General features: G+C 71.1%; 19 protein-coding genes. 11 read left to right on the top strand and 8 right to left on the bottom strand.

What is annotated here, in order from left to right; translation table 11 throughout:
• Nucleotides 1-183 precede the first annotated feature (183 nt).
• Together OG764_RS01270 and OG764_RS01265 are read left to right on the top strand one after the other, a co-directional pair.
• Nucleotides 184-321, top strand: coding sequence for a hypothetical protein (locus tag OG764_RS01270; protein WP_328966477.1), 138 nt, complete (start codon nucleotides 184-186; stop codon nucleotides 319-321).
• A 62-nt stretch (nucleotides 322-383) separates the two neighbouring features.
• The gene (locus OG764_RS01265) at nucleotides 384-1,865 is read left to right on the top strand and encodes a non-reducing end alpha-L-arabinofuranosidase family hydrolase (RefSeq protein ID WP_328966476.1); all 1,482 of its coding nucleotides are present in this window, start codon (nucleotides 384-386) and stop codon (nucleotides 1,863-1,865) included.
• 245 nt (nucleotides 1,866-2,110) lie between these two features.
• Here OG764_RS01265 and OG764_RS01260 read toward each other — a convergent pair whose 3' ends face one another.
• The gene (locus tag OG764_RS01260) at nucleotides 2,111-3,562 is read right to left on the bottom strand and encodes a hypothetical protein (RefSeq protein WP_328966475.1); all 1,452 of its coding nucleotides are present in this window, start codon (nucleotides 3,560-3,562) and stop codon (nucleotides 2,111-2,113) included.
• Nucleotides 3,563-4,069: 507 nt separating this feature from the next.
• On the opposite strand from OG764_RS01260, the gene OG764_RS01255 reads away from it, so the two are divergent.
• Nucleotides 4,070-4,678, top strand: coding sequence for a PAS domain-containing protein (locus tag OG764_RS01255; protein ID WP_328966474.1), 609 nt, complete (start codon nucleotides 4,070-4,072; stop codon nucleotides 4,676-4,678).
• A gap of 11 nt (nucleotides 4,679-4,689) precedes the next feature.
• Nucleotides 4,690-5,754 (top strand): PP2C family protein-serine/threonine phosphatase, encoded by a 1,065-nt coding sequence (locus tag OG764_RS01250; protein ID WP_328966473.1) that lies wholly within the window; start codon nucleotides 4,690-4,692, stop codon nucleotides 5,752-5,754.
• 10 nt (nucleotides 5,755-5,764) lie between these two features.
• Here OG764_RS01250 and OG764_RS01245 read toward each other — a convergent pair whose 3' ends face one another.
• Nucleotides 5,765-5,929: a hypothetical protein gene (locus tag OG764_RS01245; RefSeq protein ID WP_328966472.1), complete on the bottom strand. Its 165-nt coding sequence runs from the start codon at nucleotides 5,927-5,929 to the stop codon at nucleotides 5,765-5,767.
• A gap of 154 nt (nucleotides 5,930-6,083) precedes the next feature.
• Between OG764_RS01245 and OG764_RS01240 the strand changes: the two genes are divergently transcribed.
• Together OG764_RS01240 and OG764_RS01235 are read left to right on the top strand one after the other, a co-directional pair.
• Entirely contained in the window at nucleotides 6,084-7,079 is a 996-nt protein-coding gene (locus OG764_RS01240) for a hypothetical protein (RefSeq protein WP_328966471.1), read from the top strand.
• Between the two features lie 331 nt (nucleotides 7,080-7,410).
• A complete protein-coding gene (locus OG764_RS01235) occupies nucleotides 7,411-9,786 on the top strand; it encodes a non-reducing end alpha-L-arabinofuranosidase family hydrolase (RefSeq protein ID WP_328966470.1) in 2,376 nt (791 codons plus the stop codon).
• A 211-nt stretch (nucleotides 9,787-9,997) separates the two neighbouring features.
• On the opposite strand, the gene OG764_RS01230 is transcribed toward OG764_RS01235, so the two are convergent.
• Complete coding sequence (locus OG764_RS01230; protein ID WP_328966469.1) at nucleotides 9,998-10,384, bottom strand: winged helix-turn-helix transcriptional regulator; 387 nt, start codon at nucleotides 10,382-10,384, stop codon at nucleotides 9,998-10,000.
• Between the two features lie 112 nt (nucleotides 10,385-10,496).
• Between OG764_RS01230 and OG764_RS01225 the strand changes: the two genes are divergently transcribed.
• On the top strand, nucleotides 10,497-11,141 hold the full coding sequence (locus tag OG764_RS01225; RefSeq protein ID WP_328966468.1) for an NADPH-dependent F420 reductase: 645 nt from the start codon (nucleotides 10,497-10,499) through the stop codon (nucleotides 11,139-11,141).
• Between the two features lie 185 nt (nucleotides 11,142-11,326).
• Here the strand turns inward: OG764_RS01225 and OG764_RS01220 are convergent, their stop codons facing one another.
• Nucleotides 11,327-11,746, bottom strand: a complete 420-nt coding sequence (locus OG764_RS01220) for a VOC family protein (RefSeq protein WP_328966467.1) — start codon at nucleotides 11,744-11,746, stop codon at nucleotides 11,327-11,329.
• Between the two features lie 472 nt (nucleotides 11,747-12,218).
• Here OG764_RS01220 and OG764_RS01215 point away from each other — a divergent pair, with 472 nt between their 5' ends.
• A complete protein-coding gene (locus OG764_RS01215) occupies nucleotides 12,219-15,587 on the top strand; it encodes a S8 family peptidase (protein ID WP_328966466.1) in 3,369 nt (1,122 codons plus the stop codon).
• 189 nt (nucleotides 15,588-15,776) lie between these two features.
• The gene (locus OG764_RS01210; protein ID WP_328966465.1) at nucleotides 15,777-16,064 is read left to right on the top strand and encodes a hypothetical protein; all 288 of its coding nucleotides are present in this window, start codon (nucleotides 15,777-15,779) and stop codon (nucleotides 16,062-16,064) included.
• Between the two features lie 39 nt (nucleotides 16,065-16,103).
• On the opposite strand, the gene OG764_RS01205 is transcribed toward OG764_RS01210, so the two are convergent.
• Nucleotides 16,104-17,396, bottom strand: a complete 1,293-nt coding sequence (locus OG764_RS01205; protein WP_328966464.1) for a ClC family H(+)/Cl(-) exchange transporter — start codon at nucleotides 17,394-17,396, stop codon at nucleotides 16,104-16,106.
• A gap of 267 nt (nucleotides 17,397-17,663) precedes the next feature.
• On the opposite strand from OG764_RS01205, the gene OG764_RS01200 reads away from it, so the two are divergent.
• Nucleotides 17,664-18,389 carry a peptidylprolyl isomerase gene (locus OG764_RS01200; protein ID WP_328966463.1) on the top strand — a complete coding sequence of 242 codons (726 nt, stop codon included), beginning with the start codon at nucleotides 17,664-17,666 and terminating at the stop codon, nucleotides 18,387-18,389.
• A 349-nt stretch (nucleotides 18,390-18,738) separates the two neighbouring features.
• On the opposite strand, the gene OG764_RS01195 is transcribed toward OG764_RS01200, so the two are convergent.
• Nucleotides 18,739-19,980, bottom strand: a complete 1,242-nt coding sequence (locus tag OG764_RS01195) for an NAD(P)/FAD-dependent oxidoreductase (RefSeq protein ID WP_328966462.1) — start codon at nucleotides 19,978-19,980, stop codon at nucleotides 18,739-18,741.
• Nucleotides 19,981-20,434: 454 nt separating this feature from the next.
• Between OG764_RS01195 and OG764_RS01190 the strand changes: the two genes are divergently transcribed.
• A complete protein-coding gene (locus OG764_RS01190; RefSeq protein WP_328966461.1) occupies nucleotides 20,435-21,019 on the top strand; it encodes a hypothetical protein in 585 nt (194 codons plus the stop codon).
• On the opposite strand, the gene OG764_RS01185 is transcribed toward OG764_RS01190, so the two are convergent.
• Together OG764_RS01185 and OG764_RS01180 are read right to left on the bottom strand one after the other, a co-directional pair.
• Entirely contained in the window at nucleotides 21,008-22,756 is a 1,749-nt protein-coding gene (locus OG764_RS01185) for a hypothetical protein (RefSeq protein ID WP_328966460.1), read from the bottom strand. The two genes, OG764_RS01190 and OG764_RS01185, sit on opposite strands and share 12 nt — an antisense overlap.
• A gap of 163 nt (nucleotides 22,757-22,919) precedes the next feature.
• On the bottom strand, nucleotides 22,920-23,048 hold the full coding sequence (locus OG764_RS01180) for a hypothetical protein (protein WP_328966459.1): 129 nt from the start codon (nucleotides 23,046-23,048) through the stop codon (nucleotides 22,920-22,922).
• Between the last annotated feature and the right edge of the window lie 87 nt (nucleotides 23,049-23,135).

The raw sequence follows: 23,135 nt of genomic DNA, 5'->3' as shown, positions 1-23,135 counted from the left end.
AAAACACCTGACCGCACTGCCATGCGCAATTTTGTTAGCGCTCACATCGCACGCCGTGGCCGCCCCGGCGCGAAACGGCACCGACTCCCGCGCACGCTGACCACGATCGTCCTCGGCTGAACAGCCCCGCCACCGAGGAGCAGCCCGCCATGTCCATCACTCGATCAGGAAGGTGCTGGGCGGATGACCAGAACGGCAATCCCGCGGACCACCAACGCTTCGGCATGTGCGGTACGCCGCCGGCGGCAGGTCCAGGTCAGAGAGAAGCCCGTCGGCGTCGACCGCGCCGCCTCCACACCCATCCCGTCCCCGACCCTCTGACACGGCCGCTCGGCGGTTCGCCGCGGTCACCTCACCCCCGCACCCCCAAAGGAGCTCTTCTGATGTGGTTTCGCCATCCGTCTCCGGTCCACCTGAGACGACGCCCGCTCGCCGTCCTCGCGCCCTTGCTGCTCCTGGCCGCCTTCCTCGGTGTGCAGCCCGCCGCCGCGGCGCCGGCCATCGACCCCAACGCTTCGTACGTGCTGGTCAACCGCGGTAGCGGCAAGGCTCTGGACGTCTACAACCTGGCGACCAACGACGGCGCCCGCATCACCCAGTGGACCAGGAACGACCAGAGCCAGCAGCAGTGGCAGTTCGTCGACTCCGGCGGCGGCTACTACCGCATCAAGTCCCGCCACTCCGGCAAGGTGCTGGACGTCCAGAACGGGTCCACCGCGAACGGCGCCTCGATCGTCCAATGGGCCGACGCGAACGGGACCAACCAGCAGTGGCGGCTGGCCGACAGCTCGGACGGCTACGTGAGGTTCATCGCGCGCCACAGCAACAAGGCCCTCGAAGTACAAGGCGGTTCCACCGCCGACAACGCGAACGTCGTCCAGTACGACGACTGGGGCGGCACCAACCAGCAGTGGCAGCTCGTCAAGGTCGGTGCCGGCAACCCCGGCGGGTGCGCTCTTCCGTCGACCTACCGCTGGACCTCGACGGGCGCGCTGGCACAGCCCAAGGCCGGGTGGGCGTCGCTCAAGGACTTCACCGTCGCCCCCTACAACGGCAAGCACCTCGTCTATGCGACGACGCACGGCGCGGGACCGGGAACGGGCTGGGGCTCGATGAACTTCGGCTTGTTCGGCAACTGGTCGGAGATGGCCTCGGCCGGCCAGAACACGATGACGAACTCCGTCGTCGCGCCCACGCTCTTCTACTTCGCGCCGAAGAACATCTGGGTGCTCGCCTACCAGTGGGGTGGTGGAAGCGCCTTCTCCTACCGGACGTCCAGCGACCCCTCCAACCCCAATGGCTGGTCAGCACAGCAGGTGCTCTTCTCCGGAAGCATCGCCGGCTCCGGAACAGGACCCATCGACCAGACGCTCATCGGTGACGGCACGAACATGTACCTGTTCTTCGCCGGTGACAACGGCAAGATCTACCGGGCCAGCATGCCGATCGGGAACTTCCCGAGCAGTTTCGGCACGACCTCGACCGTGGTCATGAGCGACACGACGAACAACCTGTTCGAAGCCCCGCAGGTCTACAAGCTCCAGGGCCAGGACCGCTACCTCATGATCGTCGAGGCGATCGGCTCGCAGGGCCGCTACTTCCGCTCGTTCACGGCCACCAGCCTGAACGGCTCATGGACACCCCAGGCCGCGACCGAAAGCAACCCCTTCGCCGGCAAGGCCAACAGTGGCGCCACCTGGACCAACGACATCAGCCATGGCGAACTGATCCGCACCACCGCCGATCAGACCTTCACCGTCGATCCCTGCAACCTGCAGTTCCTCTACCAGGGACGCGACCCGAACTCCGGCGGCGAGTACGGCCAATGGCCCTACCGGCCGGCTCTGCTGACACTGCAGCGCTGACGGCGTGACACGGGTCCGGCACCGGAGCGGTGCCGGCGTGGCGGGCTCGGCGCAAGACCGAGCCCGCCAGGGCCACGCGAACCGGCCGGCCCGTTGGTCTGCGGACACGGCAGCTGGAAGTACGGTCCCGTCACCGTGCCGGCCCGGGAACAGGCTGGTTCCCGGCGCCTCGTACGCACGGGCGGGCTGCTCCACCAGTTCCATGGCCCTGGTGCGGGGTGGTGTCGGCTGCCGCGTTCGCCCGCCTACGGCCGGGCCTCGGGTTCCGTGGGCACGGCGGCCTCGGAGACAGCACTGGCCCAACCGACCATGGCGCGGTCCTCCAGGCCGTCGCGGTCGGGCTTCAGGGCGTGGGCGCAGTCGTGCCCGGCGTGCTGGATGGACACACCGGTCCACGGAAACGGTGGCCACCACGGCGATTCGTCGCCCAACTCGCCTGACACGGCCCAGAACGTGACGAGCTCCCTGCGGCTCTCGGTCAGCCACTCGAAGGCACCGAGGCGGGCGAGGGGGCGCCGGTCCTCGGCGATCCGCGTACCGGCGCAGGTCTCGAGCGCCCGCCCGCCGCCCGGCTGCCACTCGTCGACCTCGACGCGGTCGGCCCGCGCCACGGCGACGTCCGCCGTGAGACGCAGGAGATCGAACCGGTCCCGGGGCGCCTGGGCGCGAAGTCTCATCCGGAATTCCTCGTCCGGGCCGATCCAGGCGTAGTCCTCGCCGACAGGTCCCACCTGGATCGTCTGCGGGGTGTCGTAGGCGGCGAACGGGTTGAGCCGGGCGGCAGAGCCGTAGTTCCCGCCGAGGATCCTCCCGTAGGGCGGTTCCCCGGACGCGGTGGGCGCATCGCCCACCGTGACACGGGTTCCGCTGACCTCGTACAGCGAGGTCAGCATCCTGACGGGCGTCTTCCCCTTGTTCTCCACCGATACCCACAGGCTGAACTCGATGTGGTCGCCGGTGTCCTCGACGTCCTCCATGCCGGTCTCGACCGCGACCACGGGCGGGGAGTTCGACGGCGCGTAGAGGGACGCGTACCAGAACTGGGGGAGGGCCAGGCTCGCCGCGAGGATCGCGCCGAGTGCGCCCAGCCCGCCCGCGAGCAAGGTCGCCCTGGCGGGCCTCTCCTGCCGTTCTGCCGGGGGTGACGGCGGTTCGGGTCGCGTGAGCCAGTCTCCGCACAGCAGGACTGCGGCGAGCACGCCCGCCGCGAAGACGAGCACGGCGGAGACGACCAGGACCGGCTGGAAGACGAAGTTCGACTGCAGGCGGTAGGCGATCCACAGGGCGACCAGCAAGGCCGCTCCGTCGGCGCACAGGACCGTCCACCGCTGGGACGGCGTGGTGCTCGTACCGAGCCGCAGGGCGAGCGTGCAGCCGACCGAGGTGACGACGGCGGCCAGCAGGAGCAGGACACCGTCCGTCCGTACGTCGAGGTTCCCGCCGCGGTAGATGTCGAACAGGCCGAACAGGCCCAGGACCACCCCGACGTAGCCGATCAGGTAGCCGCGCGCGGGCTTCTGTATGCGGTGGTGAACCCGCAGGGCCCACCCGCGAACGGTACCCGCCCAGCGCCGTACCCGTCCGGTGGACGGCGCCGGAGCCGCGGTCCCGCTGCCACCGCCGGCCGCGGCGCCCCCGTCGCCGGTTCCGTCGGGCCGGGCCCCGCCGCCGTCCACCACTGCACCACCGTCGGTCAAGGCCCCTCCCCGGACGAGTCTCGGGCGAGCGTAAGCCAATCCGCCGCCGGAACGGCCAGGCCCGCGGTCGGGACCCCTGCACCTACGCCGCACCACGCAGCACCGGATACGACGATCACCTCAGTGCTCCCACTCACGGGCAGCTCGGTGCCCCCGCCCGTCCAGTGGAGGGCGGCTGCTGTTGCCGACCCGTGCCGAGCCGAGGAAGCCGGACAGCCCGGCGGCGTTGGTTGCCGAAGGCCCGTGCCCTCATTGGAGCTGGCTGGCAGCTGGACACCTGGTGGCACAGGCGCCTCGGCCGCGGCGTACGCAATTGACCCTGCAACCGACGCGGTAGAGGACCGTCCCAATGGGGATCGGGCCCCGTCCAGGACCGAGAAACCAGTGCGGGGGACGGCTGTTCGACGCCAGCGCCCGGCCTCACCGCGCGAGTCACTTCCTCGGACGGGGTATGCATCGGCTCCGGGGGAAGAAAGCGAGAGGAAACCTGTGAACGGTGAGGGCCCCATGCCGCAGTGGCTCCTTCCGGAGGGTGATGGCCTTCCGGCGCGTCAGCTTGTGGAGGGGACCTTGGCCCCCGTCGTCGTTCTCGACGCGCAGCTGCGCCATCTGTACGTCAACCCGGCATGGGTCCGGGTCAGCGGCGTGCCCGCCACTGCGTTCCTGGGGCGAACGCTCGGGGAAGTGCTGCCCGATCTCCAGAGCCCGGACGACGTCCTGTTCGAGGTACTCGCAGACGGGCAGCCTCGGGAGGCAACCATCGCAGGAACGACCGGGGTCTCCTCACCGCTGGGGCAGAGGCTCTGGCGCGCCGTCTATCACCGGGTGGATCTACCGGGACAGGGCGCGCGTCTGTGCGGGATCGGCGTGGAGATCAGCAATCTGCGCCGCTATCTGGACGACCTGGAGACCGCGCACCAGCGGCTTGCCCTGCTGGATGCCGCGGCCGCGCACGTCGGCACGACACTCGACATCGAAACCACGTGCCAGGAGCTGGTCGACTTCCTGGCCCCCTCGCTCGCCGACGTGGCCGCGGTGGGATCGTCGAAGAGGAGTTCACCGGTGCTCCCCCGCCTCCTCCCGGCTTCCTGCGGCTGCGCAAGACGAGAGGGGTAGCACCTCCTGGGATGGAATGGGTGCTGCACCAGCTGGGCGGACCAGGACCGTACGCCGACGTTCCCCGTGGCGTCGCCACACGGCATTGCCTGGACACCGGGCGGCCATGGCTGGGCAACCTGGCCACGGACGAGCTGTTCCAGAAGGTGACCGTGGAGCCCAAACGGGCCAGGCTCTTCCGAGCGGCCGGCATCCACTCGCTTCTCATCACCCCGCTGATCACGGCAGGGCACCCGGTCGGCGTCGTCCTCCTGGGTCGGGCCGGCGCATCGCAGCCCTTCGACGACAACGACCTCGCGACGCTCCAGGCGCTGGCCGGCCGGGCCGCCGTCTCCATCGACAGCGCGCGCCGCTACAGCTACGAACACACCATGGCGCTGGAACTCCAGCGGGCCCTGCTGTCCGAACCCCGCGCCCCCCACCCCGCTGTGGAAGTGGCCGCCCGCTACCTCCCCTCCGGCCGCAGCGTCCTCGTCGGCGGGGACTGGTACGACTCGATTCCCCTGCCGGACTCCCGCACCCTGCTGGTCATGGGCGATGTGATGGGCCACGGCTTCCGGGCCGCTGTCGCCATGAGCCAGTACCGCTCCCTGCTGCGCACCATCGCCGCTTCCGGCGCGAGCGTCGACAAGATCCTCGGCGAGTTCGACCGCCAGGTCGCGCACCTCGGCCTTGACCGCCTCGCCACCTGTCTGCTCGCGGTCATGGATCTCGGTGCGGGCACCTGTACGACGGCCAGCGCCGGGCACCTGCCGCCCGCTGCCGTACGACCGGACGGCAGCATCGAGGTCTTGTGGCTCCCGGCCGGCCCGCCCATCGGCACCGGACTCGGTGGCTACGAGTCGCTCACCGTACGCATGGACCGCCGCACCACTCTGCTGCTCTACACGGACGGCCTGGTGGAACGACGCGGCACAGACATCGACATCTCGGTGCAGGCACTTGAGACGGTGAGCCTGCCGGCGGACGGCCCTCTCGACGACATGCTCGACACGCTCCTGGCCCGCCTGGCGAACGGTGCGTACGAGGACGACGTCGCGATCCTCGCCGCTCGCCAGCGCAACGGAAACGAATGACCCTCCCCGCTCAACCTTCGATGAGAAACACCCGATCGCCGTCGCTCACCCGGTGCAGGGCCTTGACGGCCACCCGCCGGCCGCCCGCACCGTAGCCCTCGTACACCACGCCCTGGCCGCCTGCGCCGAGGCAGCCGTCGAGGAGGAATCTGTGGATCTTCGCGTGTAGAGGCAACCTTTTCGGCCTTCGGCGACCACTCAGTGGGGTCCGGACAGGTGGTCCGGTCAGATGTAGACGCTGAAGGAGAGCACAGACATGTTCCGTTGCCCACCACCGCCACTGCTGGTTGGCCCCTCCGTGACGGCCCCACTGCACCACGGCCGCACCGTTGTTCGCGGCGAAGGGCGGCGCCAACCAGCAATGGCAACTCGTCCCGGCCGGGAGTGTCGGCAGCGGCGGCGGCAGCTCGGCGACCCGTTTCATGGGTAGTAGCACGGTACTCATCGGCGGCTCGATGTCTGACGCCTCGGCGACCGCCGCTCCGTTCGACGTGCGGTACGCCTATGTGCACAGCCAGCCCGCGCCCTCGTCGGACTACTATTCGGCGTCGAAATGCCAGGATGCGTGGAAGAGCTGGTGGGGCTGCTGGTCCGGCAGCACCACGGCGCCCGGCACTTACGTGACCTGGTGGGACTCCCATGCGGCCCAGGCGACTTACAAGGGCAGCCCGCGCCCGCAGAAGTTCTTCTGGACCTGGTGCTCTGCGCGACCTCGGGGATCTGGCAGGCTCGGGCGACGGTCCGGGGGAGGTCGTGGCCATCATCCGAGGGATTGCGGATCTCAGGAGAACAGCGCCGCCGGACTCTCCCGCTGCCTGATCGCGATGGCGCACAAATATGCGCCGAACACCGCCGTGGGGTTCCACCTTTCCTGCTGGGACTGGCAGAACAACACCCGGGGATGTACCGAGGATTACGCGAACCTCGGGGCCCGAAACGCCGACTTCCCGGTCGCCGACGTGTCGGACCGCGATGCAGGCTGGTACGCACAGCCGGCCCACGGCGGCCACGACAACTTCTGGACCGACCGGAAGGCAGCCGCCTCGCTGGGGTTCTACAAGACGATGGCCGAGTCCGTGGGCAAACCAGTGGTCTTGTGGCAGATCCCCGTAGGCAACATGGCGCAGAACAACACCCTCAACCATTACAAGGACGACAAGGTGGATTGGTTCTTCGCGCACATGGACCAGGTGGCGAACGCGCATGTCGTGGGCCTTCTGTTCGGTGCAGGACAGCAAGAACAGACATCGGTCGAGACCGATGGCGGAAACCTGATCAACAAGACGATCGCCCACCACAACTCGGGTGGTACAGCGCTGAAGTAGGCGGAGGTCCGCAGCCGTCGGACCTCCCTTCGACGGGGGCGGGTTCGCCCCCATCGTCGCGCTCAGGACTCTCGAAGGCCTCCACTTCGTGGGGTGCTCCTCCGCCGCTCACCACGTGGCGCCGGCGTGATAGTTCCCCGACTTCCCCATTGACGTATTCCCTGAAGAAAGCCGCTCCCATGACGCGACACACCCACGACCCCCGGGCGACCGGTACGCAGGAACGGGCCCACGTCCTGCACCGCCCCCGACCCACGACGCATCAGGCCGCACCGGCCGATGCGCGCACGATCACGGCACCCAGGTCGGACCGCGGCCCCCGAGGAGAATCATGAAGGGCCTGCACCGGCTCGGCCGGCGTCGCCGAACAGTGGTGATAGGACTGTCGGCCACGGCGATGGTGGCCGGGGCCGTGACGCTCCTCCCCAGCTCCGCCGGAGCCGCCGCACTGGGCACGCAGGCGGCCCCCTCGGGCAGGTACTTCGGCACCGCCGTGGCCGCCGGCAGGCTCGGTGACCCGACGTACGCCGGGATATCGGACCGGGAGTTCAACATGATCACCCCGGAGAACGAGATGAAGTGGGACGCCATCGAACCGTCCCGCGGCAATTTCAACTTCGGCCCCGCCGACCAGATCGTCAACCACGCCGTGGCACACGGACAGCGCCTGCGCGGCCACACCACGGTCTGGCACTCGCAGCTCCCGTCCTGGGTCAGCTCCATCCGCGACGCGGCCACGCTGCGCAGCGTGATGAACAACCACATCACCGCCGCGATGACCCACTACAAGGGCAAGATCTACGCCTGGGACGTCGTCAACGAGGCCTTCGCCGACGGAGGCAGCGGCCAGCACCGCAGCTCGGTGTTCCAGAACGTGCTGGGCAACGGCTTCATCGAGGGAGCGTTCCGCACCGCCCGCGCCGCCGACCCCGCGGCCAAGCTCTGCTACAACGACTACAACATCGAGAACTGGACCGACGCCAAGACCCAAGGCGTCTACAAAATGGTCAAGGACTTCAAGTCCCGCGGCGTGCCCATCGACTGCGTCGGCTTCCAGAGCCACTTCGGCACCAGCGGCCCGCCGTCCAGCCTCCAGACCACGCTGTCCAACTTCGCGGCCCTGGGCGTGGACGTCCAGATCACCGAGCTGGACATCGCCCAGGCGTCGCCCACCCACTACGCCAACACGGTCAACGCCTGCCTGTCCGTGGCCCGGTGCACCGGCATCACGGTATGGGGCATCCGTGACAGCGACTCCTGGCGCAGCGGCGAAAGCCCCCTGCTGTTCGACAACAACGGCAAGCCCAAGGCCGCCTACACCGCCGTCATGAACGCCCTCAACGCCGCCTCCGGTACCACCCCGGGCAAGCCGGCCGACGGGACCGCTGCCGGGGAGATCAAAGGCCTTCCGTCCGGTCGCTGTATCGACATCGACAACTCCACCTCCGTCAACGGCACTCAGGCACAGCTGTGGGACTGCAACGGCCAGGCCAACCAGCGCTGGACCCACACCGCCGGCAAGCAGCTGACGACCTACGGCAACAAGTGCCTGGACGCGAAGAACAAGGGCACCGCCAACGGCACCGCGGTGGTCATCTGGGACTGTAACGGCGGCGCCAACCAGCAGTGGAACGTCAACAGCAACGGCACGATCACCGGCGTCCAGTCCGGGCTGTGCCTCGACGCCGTCGGCGCGGCCACCGCCAACGGCACCAAGATCCAGCTGTACTCCTGCGCGTCCGTCGGCAACCAGAAGTGGACCGGCCCGTCCGGGACCTCGACCTCTCCGCCGACGGGCGGCAAGTGTGCTCTTCCGTCGACCTACCGGTGGAATTCGACGGGCGCCCTGACGCAGCCGGCGAACGGGTGGGTCTCGCTGAAGGACTTCACCCACGTGGTGCACAACGGCAAGCACCTGGTCTACGCGTCGAACTCGTCGGGATCGTCGTACGGCTCGATGGCGTTCAGCCCGTTCACGAACTGGTCGGACATGGCGTCGGCCGGCCAGAAGGGGATGAGCCAGGCCACGGTGGCGCCTACGCTGTTCCACTTCGCTCCCAAGAACATCTGGGTGCTGGCGTACCAGTGGGGTGCGTGGCCCTTCATCTACCGCACGTCGAGCGACCCCACCAACCCCAACGGCTGGTCTTCGCCGCAGCCACTGTTCACCGGTGGCATCTCCGGCTCCCCCACCGGCCCGATCGACCAGACCCTGATCGCTGACGACCAGAACATGTACCTGTTCTTCGCCGGTGACAACGGCAAGATCTACCGGGCGAGCATGCCGATCGGGAACTTCCCGGGCAGCTTCGGCTCGTCCTACACGACGGTCATGAGCGACACGGAAGCCAACCTGTTCGAGGCGGTGCAGGTCTACAAGGTCCAGGGCCAGAAGCAGTACCTCATGATCGTTGAGGCGAAGGGTGCGCACGGGCGCTACTTCCGCTCGTTCACGTCATCCAGCCTGAGCGGTTCGTGGACCCCGCAGGCCGCCGGCGAAAGCAACCCCTTCGCGGGCAGGACCAACAGCGGTGCCACCTGGACCAATGACATCAGCCACGGTGATCTGGTCCGCAGCAACCCCGACCAGACCATGACCATCGACCCCTGCAACCTGCAATTCCTCTACCAGGGCAAGTCCCCCACCGCGAGCGGCCCTTACGACCAACTGCCGTACCGGCCGGGTATCCTCACGCTGCAGCGCTAACCTGCCCGACCCCCGGTGATGGCCATTCGGGGCGGCCTGCCGGCGGAGAGACGAGCGCTTCACGGCGCGGGCAACTCCACCTGCTGACCGAAACCCACCGCCCACCCATACTCACCGCCTCGAGGAACCCCAGCCGTGCGTCGGCTGGGGTTCCTCTCCTTTGCGGACTCTCACCGCCCCGCCCCCGCGATCCACCCCCCACCGCCCTGCCTCAGCGGGTCTCGTACCGGTCCTGCGCGTCGAGCACGTCGTCCGCGTACCGCGCGGCCCACGCGCCCATCGCCCGCATCGGCGTGAGCAACGCCGTGCCGGCCTCGGTCAGGGCGTAGTCGACGCGCGGCGGGGCCTCGGCGTACGCGCGACGTTCGACGAGGCCGTTGTACTCCAGCCGTCGCAGCGCTTCGTTGAGAACCTTCGGGCTGATCCCGCCTATCCGCGCGACCAGCGCGCGGGGCCGCATCGGGCCGGTCACGCCGAGCGTGAAGACCACGACGCTGTCCCAGCGGTTCGCCAGCACCTCGAAGGCGACGCGCGCCCGACAGTCCGCCGTGTACGCGAGGTCCGGCAAGCCGGCGGCCGGATCGGTCAGCTTCTCCATGCCGCCCATTCTGCCTCCGCCGATGGACACCGAACGGTGCGCGTCGGCGTCCGTAGCGTCACCCCACAGAACGCAACGAGCAGGACCAGACAGGACGAGAGGCAATACGACGATGCGCATAGGCGTACTGGGTACGGGAGACATGGCGGCGGCACTGGGCGGTGCGTGGGCGCGGGCCGGGCACGAGGTGTTCATCGGCGGGCGGGACGCGGCCGCCGCAGAGGCGCTCGCCGGGCGGATCGGGGCTGCCGGACACGGGACGGCCGCGCAGGCGGCGGGGTATGGGGAGGAGGTGGTGCTTCTCGCCGTACCGGCCGCGGCGGCGCCGGCGCTGGCCCGGGAGCACGCCGGGGCACTGGCCGGGCGGACGGTCGTGGACTGCACGAACCCCCTTGCCCCCGGGCCCGGCGGAGTGATGCTGACGACCGGCGCCGGGGAGAGCGTGGCCGGCCTGATCGGGGCGGCGGCACCAGGCGCACACGTGGTGAAGGCCTTCAACCTGCTCCAGGCGAACATGTGGGAGCACCCGGCAGGCGCCTTCGGCGCGACCCCGCCCGCGGTGCCGTTCTGCGCGGACGACCCGGGGGCCGCCGGGCACGTCACGGAGCTCATCACCGCGATGGGGTGGAGCCCGATGCCGGCGGGTGGGCTGGACCGGGCGGCGTACGTGGAGGCCACGGCCGCGTTCGCGATCGGCGTGTGGTGGGCCGGCGGGTCGCCCGCCCTGGCCCTCCCGGAACCCCCGAGGGCCGCCTGAGGCCCGCAGGCTCCGCGAGCCCTGGCCGCGCGGTCTGGCCGCGCGGTCCGGGTTTGCGTCCATCTCACCGCCGACGAGCACGAAAGGCCGTCCAGCACGGCACGGTGCCTTCCTCGGTCAGAGGGCTTCTCCCTGGCCGGCTCCCTGCTTGCGGAGGGCTGGGGCCACCGCTCGGGCTCGTGCGGTCAGAGCACCAGATCGTCGTGCTCGTCGAAGATCCAACCGTCCTCGTAGAGCACCTCGACCAGGTGGCCGTCGGGGTCGGTGAAGTATCCGCTGTGTCCCCAGGCGTTCGGGCCGGCCGGGCGGGTGACGGTGGCGCCCAGTTCGGCGGCCTTGGCCATGACCTGATACACCTCCTCGGCGCTGCGGGCCACGTACGCCAGGGCGAAGCCGGCGAAGCCGCCCGGCTCCCGGTCGGGCAGACCGGCATCGGCCGCGAAGGCTTCGCGGGACTGGAACGCGACCGCGACCCCACCCAGTTCGAACAGCACGAACTCGTCCGAACCCGCCTTGGACCTTCGCCAGCCCAACGCCTCGTAGAACGCGACCGAGGCGGCGACATCGCGCACACCGAGCAGGATCAGATTGAGTCGCTGCCGCATGTCTTCTCCTTCATGGCGACCGGCACCGGCCCGCCATTCTGTCACCCGATGATCGCCCCCCACGGGCGGGGGAGTGCCGTCAGTGGTGCAAAGGAACGGACCGCATCGACGTCGCCGCCGTGACCGGCCTGGGCGGCACCGCCAAGTCGCCGCCTCCTCACCGAGGTTCTGCACCCTCTGACCGCGTGCTCAGGCGATCAGCAGCCGTGGAGCGGGGGCTCCTCGCCGAGTACCCCGGCCATACCGACTACCGGGCCCTCGCCACGGCCGGCTACCCGGTCACCGGCCGCCTCGACCCGCCCCGCCGCCCCCTGTCCCACCGTCCCGCCAACCTGTCACGAAACGGTCATACAAGCCCTCTGGCCTGTTGCGAAACGGTCATTGAGTGTCCGTCAGGCACGGGGTCATACTTCGGATCCCGTGGTGCACATTCTTCCCGCGGGTGATCGCTTGTCTTTCAGGGGGAAACGACGTGCGTACATTTCGTGTTCGAGGGGCGGGGGCCGGTGGCCTTGCGGCCGTCGCCGCCATCGCGCTCGCGGCGGGTCTGACGACACCCGTCGCGGCCGCACCCACGCCCGGCCGCTCCGACACCCGCCAGGGCCACCTGCCCGCCGGTCGGGGAATCACCCAGCTGACCCTGATCACCGGGGACCGCGTCACCGTCGATACCCAGGGCAGCCCCGTCGGCTTCGCCCCGGCCGAGGGCCGCGAGCAGATACCCGTTGCGGTCCGCCGCGACGGAGGCCGCACCCGACTCGTCCCGCTCGACGCCCAGCGCCTGATCGACTCCGGCCGCCTCGACGCCCGGCTCTTCGACCTCACCGAGCTCACCCGCCCCGCGTACCGCAAGGCCCGCGGCGACCGGCTGCAGTTGATCGTCCGCTACGAGGGCGCCGCCCCGGCCGCCAGGTCCGCCCTGCGCTCCGCCGGCGGGCTGCGCGTCGAGCGCACGTACGGGCTGCTCGGCGCGGAGGCCGTCACCGCGACCCCGGCCGGGGCGGCCGGGCTCTGGGAGGCGCTCACCGACCCGCAGACGGGCACCGCGCGCCGGGCCACCACCCCCGGCGTATCCGCCGTCTGGCTCGACGGCATCCGTACCGCGAGCCTGGACAAGAGCACGAAGCAGATCGGCGCCGACAAGGCCTGGGCCGCGGGTTACGACGGCAAGGGCGTGAAGATCGCCGTCCTCGACACCGGCATCGACGCGGGCCACCCCGACCTCGCAGGACAGGTCGTGGCCGCAAAGGACTTCTCCCGTTCCGGCAGCACCACGGACCGCTTCGGACACGGGACCCACGTCGCCTCCATCGCCGCCGGTACGGGCGCCAAGTCGGGCGGGAAGTTCAAGGGCGTCGCTCCGGGCGCCAAGCTCCTCAACGGCAAGGTGCTCGGCGACAGCGGTGGCGGCGACGACTCCGCCATCCTGGCCGGCATCGAATGGGCGGTCGCTCAGGGCGCCCAGGTCGTCAATCTCAGCTTCGGTGCCGAGGACTATCCCGGCATCGACCCGATCGAAGCCGCGATCGACAAGCTGTCCGCCGGCAAGGGCGTGCTCTTCGCCGTCGCCGCCGGCAACAGCGGCCGCGCCGGGGCCGGCACCATCGACTCCCCGGGCAGCGCCGACGCCGCCCTCACCGTGGGAGCCGTCAACGGCGCCGACGTCCTCGCCGACTTCTCCGGCACCGGGCCCCGCACCGGCGACGGCGCCATCAAGCCCGACGTCACCGCCCCCGGCGTGGACATCACCGCGGCCTCGGCCGCCGGCAGCGTCCTGGAGCGGCGCTTCGGCCAGAAGCCGCCCGGCCACCTCACCCTCTCCGGCACGTCCATGGCCGCCCCGCACGCGGCCGGCGCCGCCGCCCTCCTCAAGCAGAAGCACCCGAAGTGGACCGGCGCCCAGCTCAAGGGCGTCCTCGTCGGCTCCGCCAAGCCCGGCCCGTACCACGCCTTCCAGCAGGGCGGCGGCCGGATCGCGGTCGACCGGGCGCTCGGGCAGTCGGTGACCGCCGAACCGCTCTCGCTGGCCTTCGCCGGCGGGCAGTGGCCGCACGGGGACGACGCCCCCGAGACCCGCAAGGTCACCTACCGCAACCTGGGCACCGCCCCGGTCACCCTCAAGCTGTCCGCCGGCGCCACCGGCCCCGACGGCAAGCCCGCGCCGGCCGGCTTCCTCGCCTTCGCCAAGCCCACCCTCACCGTCCCCGCCGGCGGCTCCGCCTCCGTCAACCTCACCCTGAACACCCGGCTCGGCGGCTCCGTCAACGGCCGGTACGCCGGGCAGGCGGTCGCGACCGCGGGTGCCCAGAGCGTCCGCACGGCGGTCATCGCCGAACGCGAGGTCGAGTCGTACACGCTGACGCTCCGCCACACCGGCCGCGACGGCCGGCACCCCACCGCCTACATCAGCACGCTCGTCGGCGTGACCGGCCCGGCCACCGGCAAGGGCTTCGAGAACCACGAGAACTCCGGCTCCGAGACGGTCCGCCTGCCCAAGGGCCGCTACATCCTCGACTCCCGCATCTACGTCGACCCGGCGCAGGCCGGGTCGGGCATCGACTGGATCTCCCGGCCCCGACTCGACATCACCGGCAACACCACGGTCGCCGTCGACGCGCGCACCGCGAAGCCGGTGGACATCACGGTGCCCTCGCGCACCGCCGCCCAGCAATTCGTCACCCCCAACTACGAACTGCGGATCGGCACCACCACCTACGGATTCGGCTGGTGGCTGCCCTCGTACGCCCGGCTGCGGACCAGCGGCCAGGGCCCGGAGCCGGCCGCCGGCAGCACCCTGGTGCAGCGCTGGGACACGCACTGGCTGGACGGCGACGACGAGTACCACGCCGCGCTCGGCGGGCGGGTGCGCAGCCTGGGCACCGGCTACACCCGGCACCTGAAGGCCGCCGACCTGGCCACGGTCCTGGTCGAGCAGGGCACCTCGGCAGGCGGCAAGTACGGCTCCGTGGAGACCGTCGGCCGGATCATGGGCAGCGCCGGAGTGAACCCCGCTCCGCCCTGGCGGAGCGTGCCGACCGCGGTGAAGACGTACCTGTCCGCGGTCGACGGCGCCACGTGGAAGCTGACCACGACCCAGTTCGGCAGCACCGCGGGCGGCGGCTGGCGCGAGGAGAACTCGTACACCGGCGAGCGTGCCTACGCGGGCGGCCGTACGCACACGGAGCGGCTCGGCACGGCCGTCGTCGGCCCGCGGCTGGACACCGCGGCGGGGCTCGGTCTCTACCGCCAGGGCAACCGGATCTGGGGCACGCTGCCGCTGCTCGCCGACGGCGCCGGACACAACGGCACGGACTTCCTCGCCCAGGGCAGGACCGTGCTCCACCGCAACGGGGCCGTCGTCGGCACCCGGGCCGCCGAACTCCGTGACTCCACGCCCTTCACCGTCCCGGCCGGCACGGCCTCGTACAAGCTGGTGGCCTCGTCCATCCAGCCCTCGGCCGTCACCCGCACCTCGTCCAAGGTGACCGCGACCTGGATGTTCCGTTCCGCCACCACCCCGGCCGGCGCCCCGGCGAAACTCCCGGCCTCGATCGTCCGGTTCACCCCGGACATCCGCATGGAGGGCACCACCAACGCGGGCCACCCGCTCCGTATCCCGGTCACCGTCCAGGGTCCCGCGGCCGGCCGCGGGCTGAAGTCCCTGACGGTGTCCTACTCCTACGACGACGGCCGCACCTGGAAGGCCGTGCCGGTCCGGGACGGCTCCGTCACCGTCCAGAACCCGCCGGCGGGCGGCCACGTGTCGCTGCGCGGCACCGCGGTCGACACCGCCGGCAACACGTCCGAGGTGACCGTCCTGCGCGCATACCTCACCGACTGACCGGCCCCCCGCACGACGGCACGACCCCGCCAGGCACCCGCCTGGCGGGGTCGTGACCGTTTCCGGACGGCCCGCCCGGTCGGCCTGCTTCCCACGGGAACGGGGCGGTGACGGCCGGCGGCGGCCCGGGGGCCCCGCGCCTGCCGGCGCAGCCGGTCGCTGTCAGTGGCGGCTCCTAGGGTGCGGGGCATGGGAATGATCACGTTCATCGACGACAGTCCTGCCGGGAGCGGTGCCCACGGCCGGGGCGTGGAGGTCGCCGCGGACCGGCTCTCGGTGCGGGAGCTCATCCGGATGCGGGTCTCGCGGAGCGCCGCCGATCCGAAGGCGTGCACGGCGCTGGCGCTGAGCGCGTTCCGGCGCAGCGGCTTCCTGGTGCTGGTCGGCAACCGCCGGGTGCGCGACCTGGACGAGGAGATCGACCTCAGGTCCGGCACCGAGGTGACGTTCCTGAAACTGGCGCTGGCGGGCGTCTGACGGCAGTGGTACGGGTGCGACAGGTTTCGGGCAACCCCCTCAGGGGCGTTCCAGCATCCGGCGCCGCAGACTGTCGTAGATGGGCGCGCTCTCCAGCCGGTCGGCGGTCAGTGTCGCGGCGAAGCAGGCGATCAGCGCCGGGACGATGAGGGGGGTGGCGCCGGTCAACTCCACGACCAGGACGACGCCGGTGACCGGAGCCCGTACGACCGCGGCGAACAGGGCTGCCGTGCCCGCGACCGCGAACGCGCCGGGGCCGACCGCGTGTGCCGGCAGCAGCGGCGCCGTAGCCGTGTGTACGAGAGCTCCCCACAGCGCTCCCAGCGCCAGGAGCGGGGCGAACAGCCCGCCGGGCGTCCCGGCCGCGTAGCTGAGCGGCCCGGCCACGAACCGTACGACGAGGTAGCCGGCCAGCGCTGCCACTGCGGGGCTGTCGCCCGCCAGCAGTCGTTGGCTCAGCGGGTCGCCACCCCCGGCCAGCAGCGGGTCCGAGGCCATCAGCAGACCGACGACGGAGCCGATGGCGCCGGCCCGGACCACGGCCGGTACCCGGGTGAGCCGGTCGGAAACGGCGAGCATGCCCACGACGAGGCCGCTGTAGGCCGCGCCCAGCATCCCGGCCGCCACGCCGAACAGCAGGAACAGGGGCAGCGTCGACACCGGCGGGAACCGTGCGCCGGGGACCGGGAAGATCGGCGCGTCGCCCACGACGAGGCGGGAGCACGCGACTGCCGCGGCCGTGCCGATGACGGTGAGCAGCACCAGCCGGGGCCGCACCGTGCGGGTCAGTTCCTCGCAGACGAACAGCAGCCCGCCGAGCGGGGCGGAGAACGCCGCGGCCAGGCCGGCGCCGCTCAGCGCGGCGTGCAGCAGTCGGGCGTCGTCGGGGCCCAGCCGGGTGCGGCGTCCCGACTCGACGGCGATCGAAGCCCCCATGTGCACGATGGGGCCCTCCCGCCCGAGGACCAGTCCCGAGCCGATGGCGATGAGGCCGCCGGTGAACTTCGCCGCGAGCAGCCGCAGCGGACGGGACACGGTGTGGGCCTGCTCCTGCCACACCGCCTCCACGTGCTGGATCCCGCTGCCCGCCGCGTACGGAACCTGCCGGGCGATCGCGCACGCCAGCGCCGCGCCGGCGGCCGCGAGCGCGACCGGGACCAGCCACCCGGGGCCGTCGAGTCCGTCGGCGGTCTCCAGCAGGGAGCCGCGCAGCCGGTCCGCGTGTTCCAGGCACCACCGGAACGCCCCGCCGAGCAGCCCCACGAGGCAGCCGGCCGGCACTGCGACGAGGTAGGCGCGGTAATCGTCGCGTCCGGGCCGGGTACCGGGCATGCGCTGCCTCCCACGAAGCCGTTCTGGACGTCGTCCGAGCCTGGACCCGCCGGTCGCCCGCCGTGGCCAAGCTCGCCGAGTCCGTACCGCAAGGCGCCCGACCGGACGAAGGGCGACGCCGGATGCGACGGCGCGGCCACAGAAAGAAGGGCGAGGACCTCCGGGTCGGCCGCGCCGGCCTCCTGCCGTTGACCATTCCCGCGGACCGAACCACGCCCTAGACTGCGACCGCTCCAAGACCTGGAGATCATCGGGAGGGCGTGCAAGATGAAACGAGCACTGATCAGCGCATTCGCGGCCGTGGCGTTAGTCGTGTCCGGGGGGAGCGTCGCCACCGCTTCCGACGGCGCTCCGCCGCGCACCACGCACGGCCCTTGCCAGTACACCCAGACCCCGGACGAGCCGCCGGCGCGCCGTGTTCCGCTGCCGCCCGACCCGCGGCGCACCCCCAGCCGTGGAACGGTCGACATGGCCGTTCCGACCAGCCAGGGTCCGCTCCCGCTGCACTTGGACCGGGCCAAGGCGCCGTGCACGGTCCAGAGTTTCCTGCACCTGGCCCGGCACGGGTTCTACGACCGTACGGTGTGCCACCGTCTGACGGCGTATCCGACGCTGAAGGTCCTGCAGTGCGGCGACCCGACCGGTACCGGTGAGGGCGGCCCCGGGTACAAGTACAAGGACGAGCTGCCGGTGGACCTGCCGCCGGCACCGACCGACCCGACCGGCGCGCGCCGCCTCTATGGGCGCGGCCTGCTGGCGATGGCCAACGCCGGTCCGCACACGAACGGTTCACAGTTCTTCGTCGTATACGGCGACTCTGCGCTGCGACCGAACTACACGGTGTTCGGCACGGTCGGCGCCGACGGCCTGAAGACACTCGACAAGGTCGCCGCCGGGGGAGTCGAGCCGACCGCGGAGAACCCCGCACCGGTCGATGGCACACCCGTGCTCCGGACGGAGCTGCTCCGCGTCCGGCCGTCCTGCAGGCATTGACGCACCGCGACGTGGCCACGTCCTCGATGGGCGTGCCGGGCGCCTGCGGCCGCCCCGGGCGGACCACGCCGGCCGGGTGAAGCGCCTGGGTGCGGAAGCGGAGGGCCCCGGACCTTGTGCCCGGACCACGCGAAGCGCCCAGGACCCGACCACTGGACTCCGTACGGTGCTGCCCATGGACATCGCCCCCATCGTCCGGTCCCGGCTCCATGCCGGGGCCGCTCCGGGGGACGGCCTGCGGGTGGTGGGTGCGACGCGTGAAGAGGGGGCCGGCACGACGCGGAGGTCGGCGGATGAGCCCCGTGTGGGGCGGGGCGGTCAGCTTCGGTTCGATCACTTCTCTGAACTGTCAGGCGGCGTTGGGCGTCTGATGTTCCATGCGTTCCTGCATGCGCGCGAAGAACTCCTCAGGGCGTGTCACACCGGCCGTCACCCGGGCGAACTCGTCCTGTGCCGAGCGGCTGCGGGAAACGGCGAGGAGGAGTTCCTGCATCTCGGGGGGCGGCGGTTCCAGCGCGGCGAAGTCGGCCGTGAACTCGTACATGCTCATGACCTCGGAGTCTCTAGTCTCCTGGCACGCCCGCATGGCTTCGTCGAAGGGCCGGCGGCCGACGAGTACGTCGTCGAGTGCCCGGGTGCACCGTTCTGCGTCGCGGAAGGCGTCCTGGATGCCCTGCGCGGTGATGGGGTCTTTGAGGTATCCGGCGTCTCCGACGAGGATCCAGCCGGGACCGTAGGGCTTGCGGAAGTAGTTGGGGATGGCCATGCCGACGAACCGCTCGGTCCGAGTGGCTTTCGAGACCCGTTCGGCGAAGGCCGGCGCGCGGGCCAGGGCGGCGTGGTAGTTGCCTTCGACATCGTCGCGGTTGGCCTCGAAGTCGCGCATGGGCCAGGCGCAGATGACCAGCGTCTGGTCGTCATTGGTTGGCCATGCGGCGAAGGCGCGGCCCTCGCGGTCGTACGCCTCGAACGTCCCGTCCATCGGCAGACCGGCCCAGTAGGCGTAGTAGTAGGCGTTGATCTTGGGTTTCTCCGCGTAGCCCGTGGCGTCCGTCGCCCGGGCGACGGAGGAGTGGACTCCGTCCGCTCCGACGACGATCCGGGCGTGCTCCGTGGCCGTCCTGCCGTCCTTGCCGTGGCCCTTGATGCCGGTGACCGTCCCGCCGTCGAACAGGATCTCCTCGACGGTGAATCCCTCGCGGACCTCGGCGCCCGATTCCGCGGCGGCGTCGACCAGGATCTTGTCCAGGACCGTGCGGCGCGGGGCGTAGGAGACGTCGAATCCCTCACCGGCAGGAGAGCCGACGATGAGGAAGGGGTCGAGATCGAACGCGTAGGTATGGATGGCGGGGCAGCCCGTTTCGACTACGCGGTCCAGCAGTCCCCAGCGTTCGAGCGCAGCCAGGCCCGGCGGATGGATCAGGTGGGTGGAGATCGTGTCGCTCGGAAAGGTAGCCCGGTCGACGAGGAGGACCCGGTGACCGAGGCGGGACAGGAGCATGGCGGTCGGGGCTCCTGCGCACCGTGCTCCGACGACGATCACGTCGTGGCGGTGGCTTTCGGCACCGGACGCGCTGGCTGTGCTGGTCACGGACCTCACCTGCCCATCGAGCACACCGCCTGGCGGATTCGTCTGCGGGCGGACGCGGCGGTGCGCCTCTCTTCACGTTAGCCCAGGTCCGCCCCCCTTTCTCACCGAGCCGTGAGCGACTGCCCCGGCCGGTTGCACGGCCGAGTTGATCACGCTCGGACCATTGGAATCGGTGGTCGGTGATCCAGTGGGCGGCGAGGAGTCCGGAAGCGGCGGTGAGGGCGGGGTGGAGCATTACGTGCCCAGACCGAGGGGGGACCGCTGACAGGATCCCGGCGAGCAGGGCCGTTCCGGCAGGGCGAGGGGGAGGGCGAGGTCGAGGACGTAGCGTGCGGCCTGGACGAACATGGCCGCATGAGTGATCGGGGCTCACCCGTGATCGCCATGCGCATGAAAACATTGCCGGCGTCGCACGAGGGCGTGCGCCGTACGAAGACCATTGCCGGAGGTACTCATGGGGCCCAACATCGATGAACGCGGCCGACCGTGGACGGCTTCGGGCGGCGGACCGGTCGTCGTGGTCCCGGCAGAGGCGGCTGAGCACTGGCGGGGAACGCTGCCTCCCGTGGGCGTTGCGGTTCCTGAGGGCTGGACCTGGGGTGATCCGGACGGCCCGGAGTGCGACTACGACCGGGCGTGTAATCCGCCGGTTTCCGAGGGGACGCCGTACGGGGGCTTCGGGTGGGTCGACGTGCAGGGGCGGCCCGTCCTGATCCTTGACGGCGAGACCCTCACGTGGTTCGCAGCGGACCAGAAGGGCGGGGTCCTCGTCCGCTGTCCGATCGACGAAGCCGATGACGATCCCGAGAAGGTCCCCGCAAGTGCCTGGCACTCCGTCGGAGCGGGCGTCATCCGGCTGACCGATGGTCGCCTCTACATGTTCGATTCGGCCTACGGCGGTGCCGCCGACCCGGGAGGGATCCGAGCACATGGCGGGGTAGGCGTCATCGAACTCGGCCCCGGGTGCTGGCGGGTCGATTTCGCCACCAACGCCGGCGAAGTCGATTTCGTGCGCTTCCGCCCTGCCTCAAGCGAGTAGCCGCAGCGGTTGCACAGCGTCTCGCAAGCCGATGCCGTGCTGAGCTCCAGAACGGCGGACTGAGACAGATCCGGCGGTCAGGTGATCGGTTTCGGGCTTCTGCGTCCAGCCATCGGTCCAGGAGCCGTCGCGGGGCCGGCCCGGCGTAGGCCATGCCGGGTCCGGCATCGACCGGCAGGGCGTGGAGGGCCTGCTCGGCGTTCCGGAACGCCGGCGTCCCGGCCCGCCGGGCGGCGCCGGCAACGTCGCGGGAGCCAGGTGGGCGCGGTAGGCGGGGTGGCCCGGTACCTCAGGCAGCAGATGGGGGTGCCAGTCGTGAGCCCAGCGCGGAGCCGGGGAGCTTCCTGACACCAGCACTGCCGTCGGCCGGGTACGCGCGAGGGAGGCCAGGTCACCGGCGGTGATGCTGCCGTCGTGGCCCCCGTACACCTGGCGGGCGGCGCATCCGGTGGCGAATGCGGCGCGGACCGCCTCGGTGCCGCTGAGGACGCATGGTGGGCGCACACCCAGACGGTGCAGCTCGGCGGCGACCGCGGTGAACGCCGCCCGGTCCGCGCGGCTGCGGGCTGCCGCGGCACCGGCGACCGCGAACTGCAGCGCCAGATGAGCCGCGAGGGCGGCACACAGCGCGGTCAGGGCGAGCGGGCGGGTGCGGGAGGCGGCGAACAGGCGGTCCAAACAAAGTGCGACCGGGATCGCGAGCAGTGCGTATGCGGGCAGCAGGAAGCGCGGAGCCGCGTAGCCGATCATCAGGAGGTAGGGCGCGGCGAGGAACAGCGCGACCGCGGTGGGCACGGCGACGAGCCTGCCGCGGCCGGTGCGGTACGCGGCGAAGAGCCCGCCCGCGGCGAGCGGGGGCAGCGCGAACCACCACAGGCCCGTGACGGGTCGGGACCACGGCACATCGCACGGCCGGCACAACGTCCGCCCGTCGAGGGAGCGCAGCTGATCGATGAAGGCCGGGTTCCAGCCCAGACCGCCTTGGATCTCGCTCGCCCTCCGGAGCCTGGGCAGCAGGCCGCCGTAGCGGAGGTGGGCCTCGACGGCCCATTCGGCGCCGCCCACGACGAGCCCCACGGCCAGAGCCGCTGGGAGGACGGCCCGCCGCCACGGGGGGACGGCCACCGCGGCGCAGAGCAGGGGCAGGACCAGCCACACGGCGTCACCGGGCCGCATGAGTGCGGCGAACGCCACTCCCGCGGCGACGCCGACCGGTGCGAGGCGGTCCTCGGGATTGCGCGCGGCCCTCAGGAAACATCCGACGGTGAAGAGGGCCGCGAAAGCCACCCAGAGGTTGGGCATGGCCTGCGGGCCGTAGAACACGGTGATCCACAGCCCCGCGAACAGGCCTCCCGTCAGAGCGAGCACGCGGGTGGGCAGCAGCCCCCGCCACACCCACAGCGAGAGCAGCAGTCCCGCCGCTGCCAGCACGGCCAGATAGACCCGCAGCGCCGCCACGGAGGAGGTGATCGCGACGACCGGGGCCACCAGGTAGGTGATGCCACGGGCCCGCGGTGCGCTGAAGTACGCGGCCGGAGCGTCCGGGGACACCTGGCTGACGTACACCGTCTCATCCCACCCCATCCCGGTACCCGGTACGACGAGGAGAAGCTGGACGAGGCCGTACGCGGCGGCAACGGACCCCAGCCGCGCCAGGTCGCCCGAACGTCTGCGGGCCGTGGCGGAGCCGGCCGGGGCGGTGGGCGGGTCTGTGACCGTGGTGGCCTTCTCGGGCATCGACGTCGGACCTCCGATGCGAAGGGGGTGGGTGCACCACCCTGCGCGGCCCGGGAGGGGCGTGCACTCCGGGCGCCAGTCGGCGGAACCGCGCTCGACGCTCGTGCTCGGCGCTCGTGCTCGGCCGGGGCTCGGCCCGCGATCGGCCAGGCGCGGCTCGCGGTCAGCTTTCGCAGTGCTCGCCCGGTTCCTGCCGGGCGGGCGCAACGCCGACGTCCTCGCCGTCCACTCTCTCGTACTCGGCCGGTCGCAGCCCGTCGATGTCGCGGAACCACAGGTCGACTCGGGTCACCGCGTCCAGGGAACGGTTCGCGACGATCACCGTCTCGCTCGACCCGCTGGCTTCCTGCGACGGAGGGGTCCGGCGCCTGCCCGGCGC

It is taken from the genome of Streptomyces sp. NBC_00239 (assembly GCF_036194065.1).
In the GTDB taxonomy this organism is placed as follows: domain Bacteria; phylum Actinomycetota; class Actinomycetes; order Streptomycetales; family Streptomycetaceae; genus Streptomyces.
This window is presented reverse-complemented; position numbering and strand designations above follow the sequence as displayed.

Bases quoted from the DNA above. Each gene is read 5' to 3' on its own strand.
- OG764_RS01270 (WP_328966477.1), top strand. From the start codon at position 184: ATGACCAGAACGGCAATCCCGCGGACCACCAACGCTTCGGCATGTGCG.
- OG764_RS01265 (WP_328966476.1), top strand. From the start codon at position 384: ATGTGGTTTCGCCATCCGTCTCCGGTCCACCTGAGACGACGCCCGCTC.
- OG764_RS01255 (WP_328966474.1), top strand. From the start codon at position 4,070: ATGCCGCAGTGGCTCCTTCCGGAGGGTGATGGCCTTCCGGCGCGTCAG.
- OG764_RS01250 (WP_328966473.1), top strand. From the start codon at position 4,690: ATGGAATGGGTGCTGCACCAGCTGGGCGGACCAGGACCGTACGCCGAC.
- OG764_RS01235 (WP_328966470.1), top strand. From the start codon at position 7,411: ATGAAGGGCCTGCACCGGCTCGGCCGGCGTCGCCGAACAGTGGTGATA.
- OG764_RS01230 (WP_328966469.1), bottom strand. From the start codon at position 10,384: ATGGAGAAGCTGACCGATCCGGCCGCCGGCTTGCCGGACCTCGCGTAC.
- OG764_RS01225 (WP_328966468.1), top strand. From the start codon at position 10,497: ATGCGCATAGGCGTACTGGGTACGGGAGACATGGCGGCGGCACTGGGC.
- OG764_RS01220 (WP_328966467.1), bottom strand. From the start codon at position 11,746: ATGCGGCAGCGACTCAATCTGATCCTGCTCGGTGTGCGCGATGTCGCC.
- OG764_RS01210 (WP_328966465.1), top strand. From the start codon at position 15,777: ATGGGAATGATCACGTTCATCGACGACAGTCCTGCCGGGAGCGGTGCC.
- OG764_RS01205 (WP_328966464.1), bottom strand. From the start codon at position 17,396: ATGCCCGGTACCCGGCCCGGACGCGACGATTACCGCGCCTACCTCGTC.
- OG764_RS01200 (WP_328966463.1), top strand. From the start codon at position 17,664: ATGAAACGAGCACTGATCAGCGCATTCGCGGCCGTGGCGTTAGTCGTG.
- OG764_RS01190 (WP_328966461.1), top strand. From the start codon at position 20,435: ATGGGGCCCAACATCGATGAACGCGGCCGACCGTGGACGGCTTCGGGC.
- OG764_RS01185 (WP_328966460.1), bottom strand. From the start codon at position 22,756: ATGCCCGAGAAGGCCACCACGGTCACAGACCCGCCCACCGCCCCGGCC.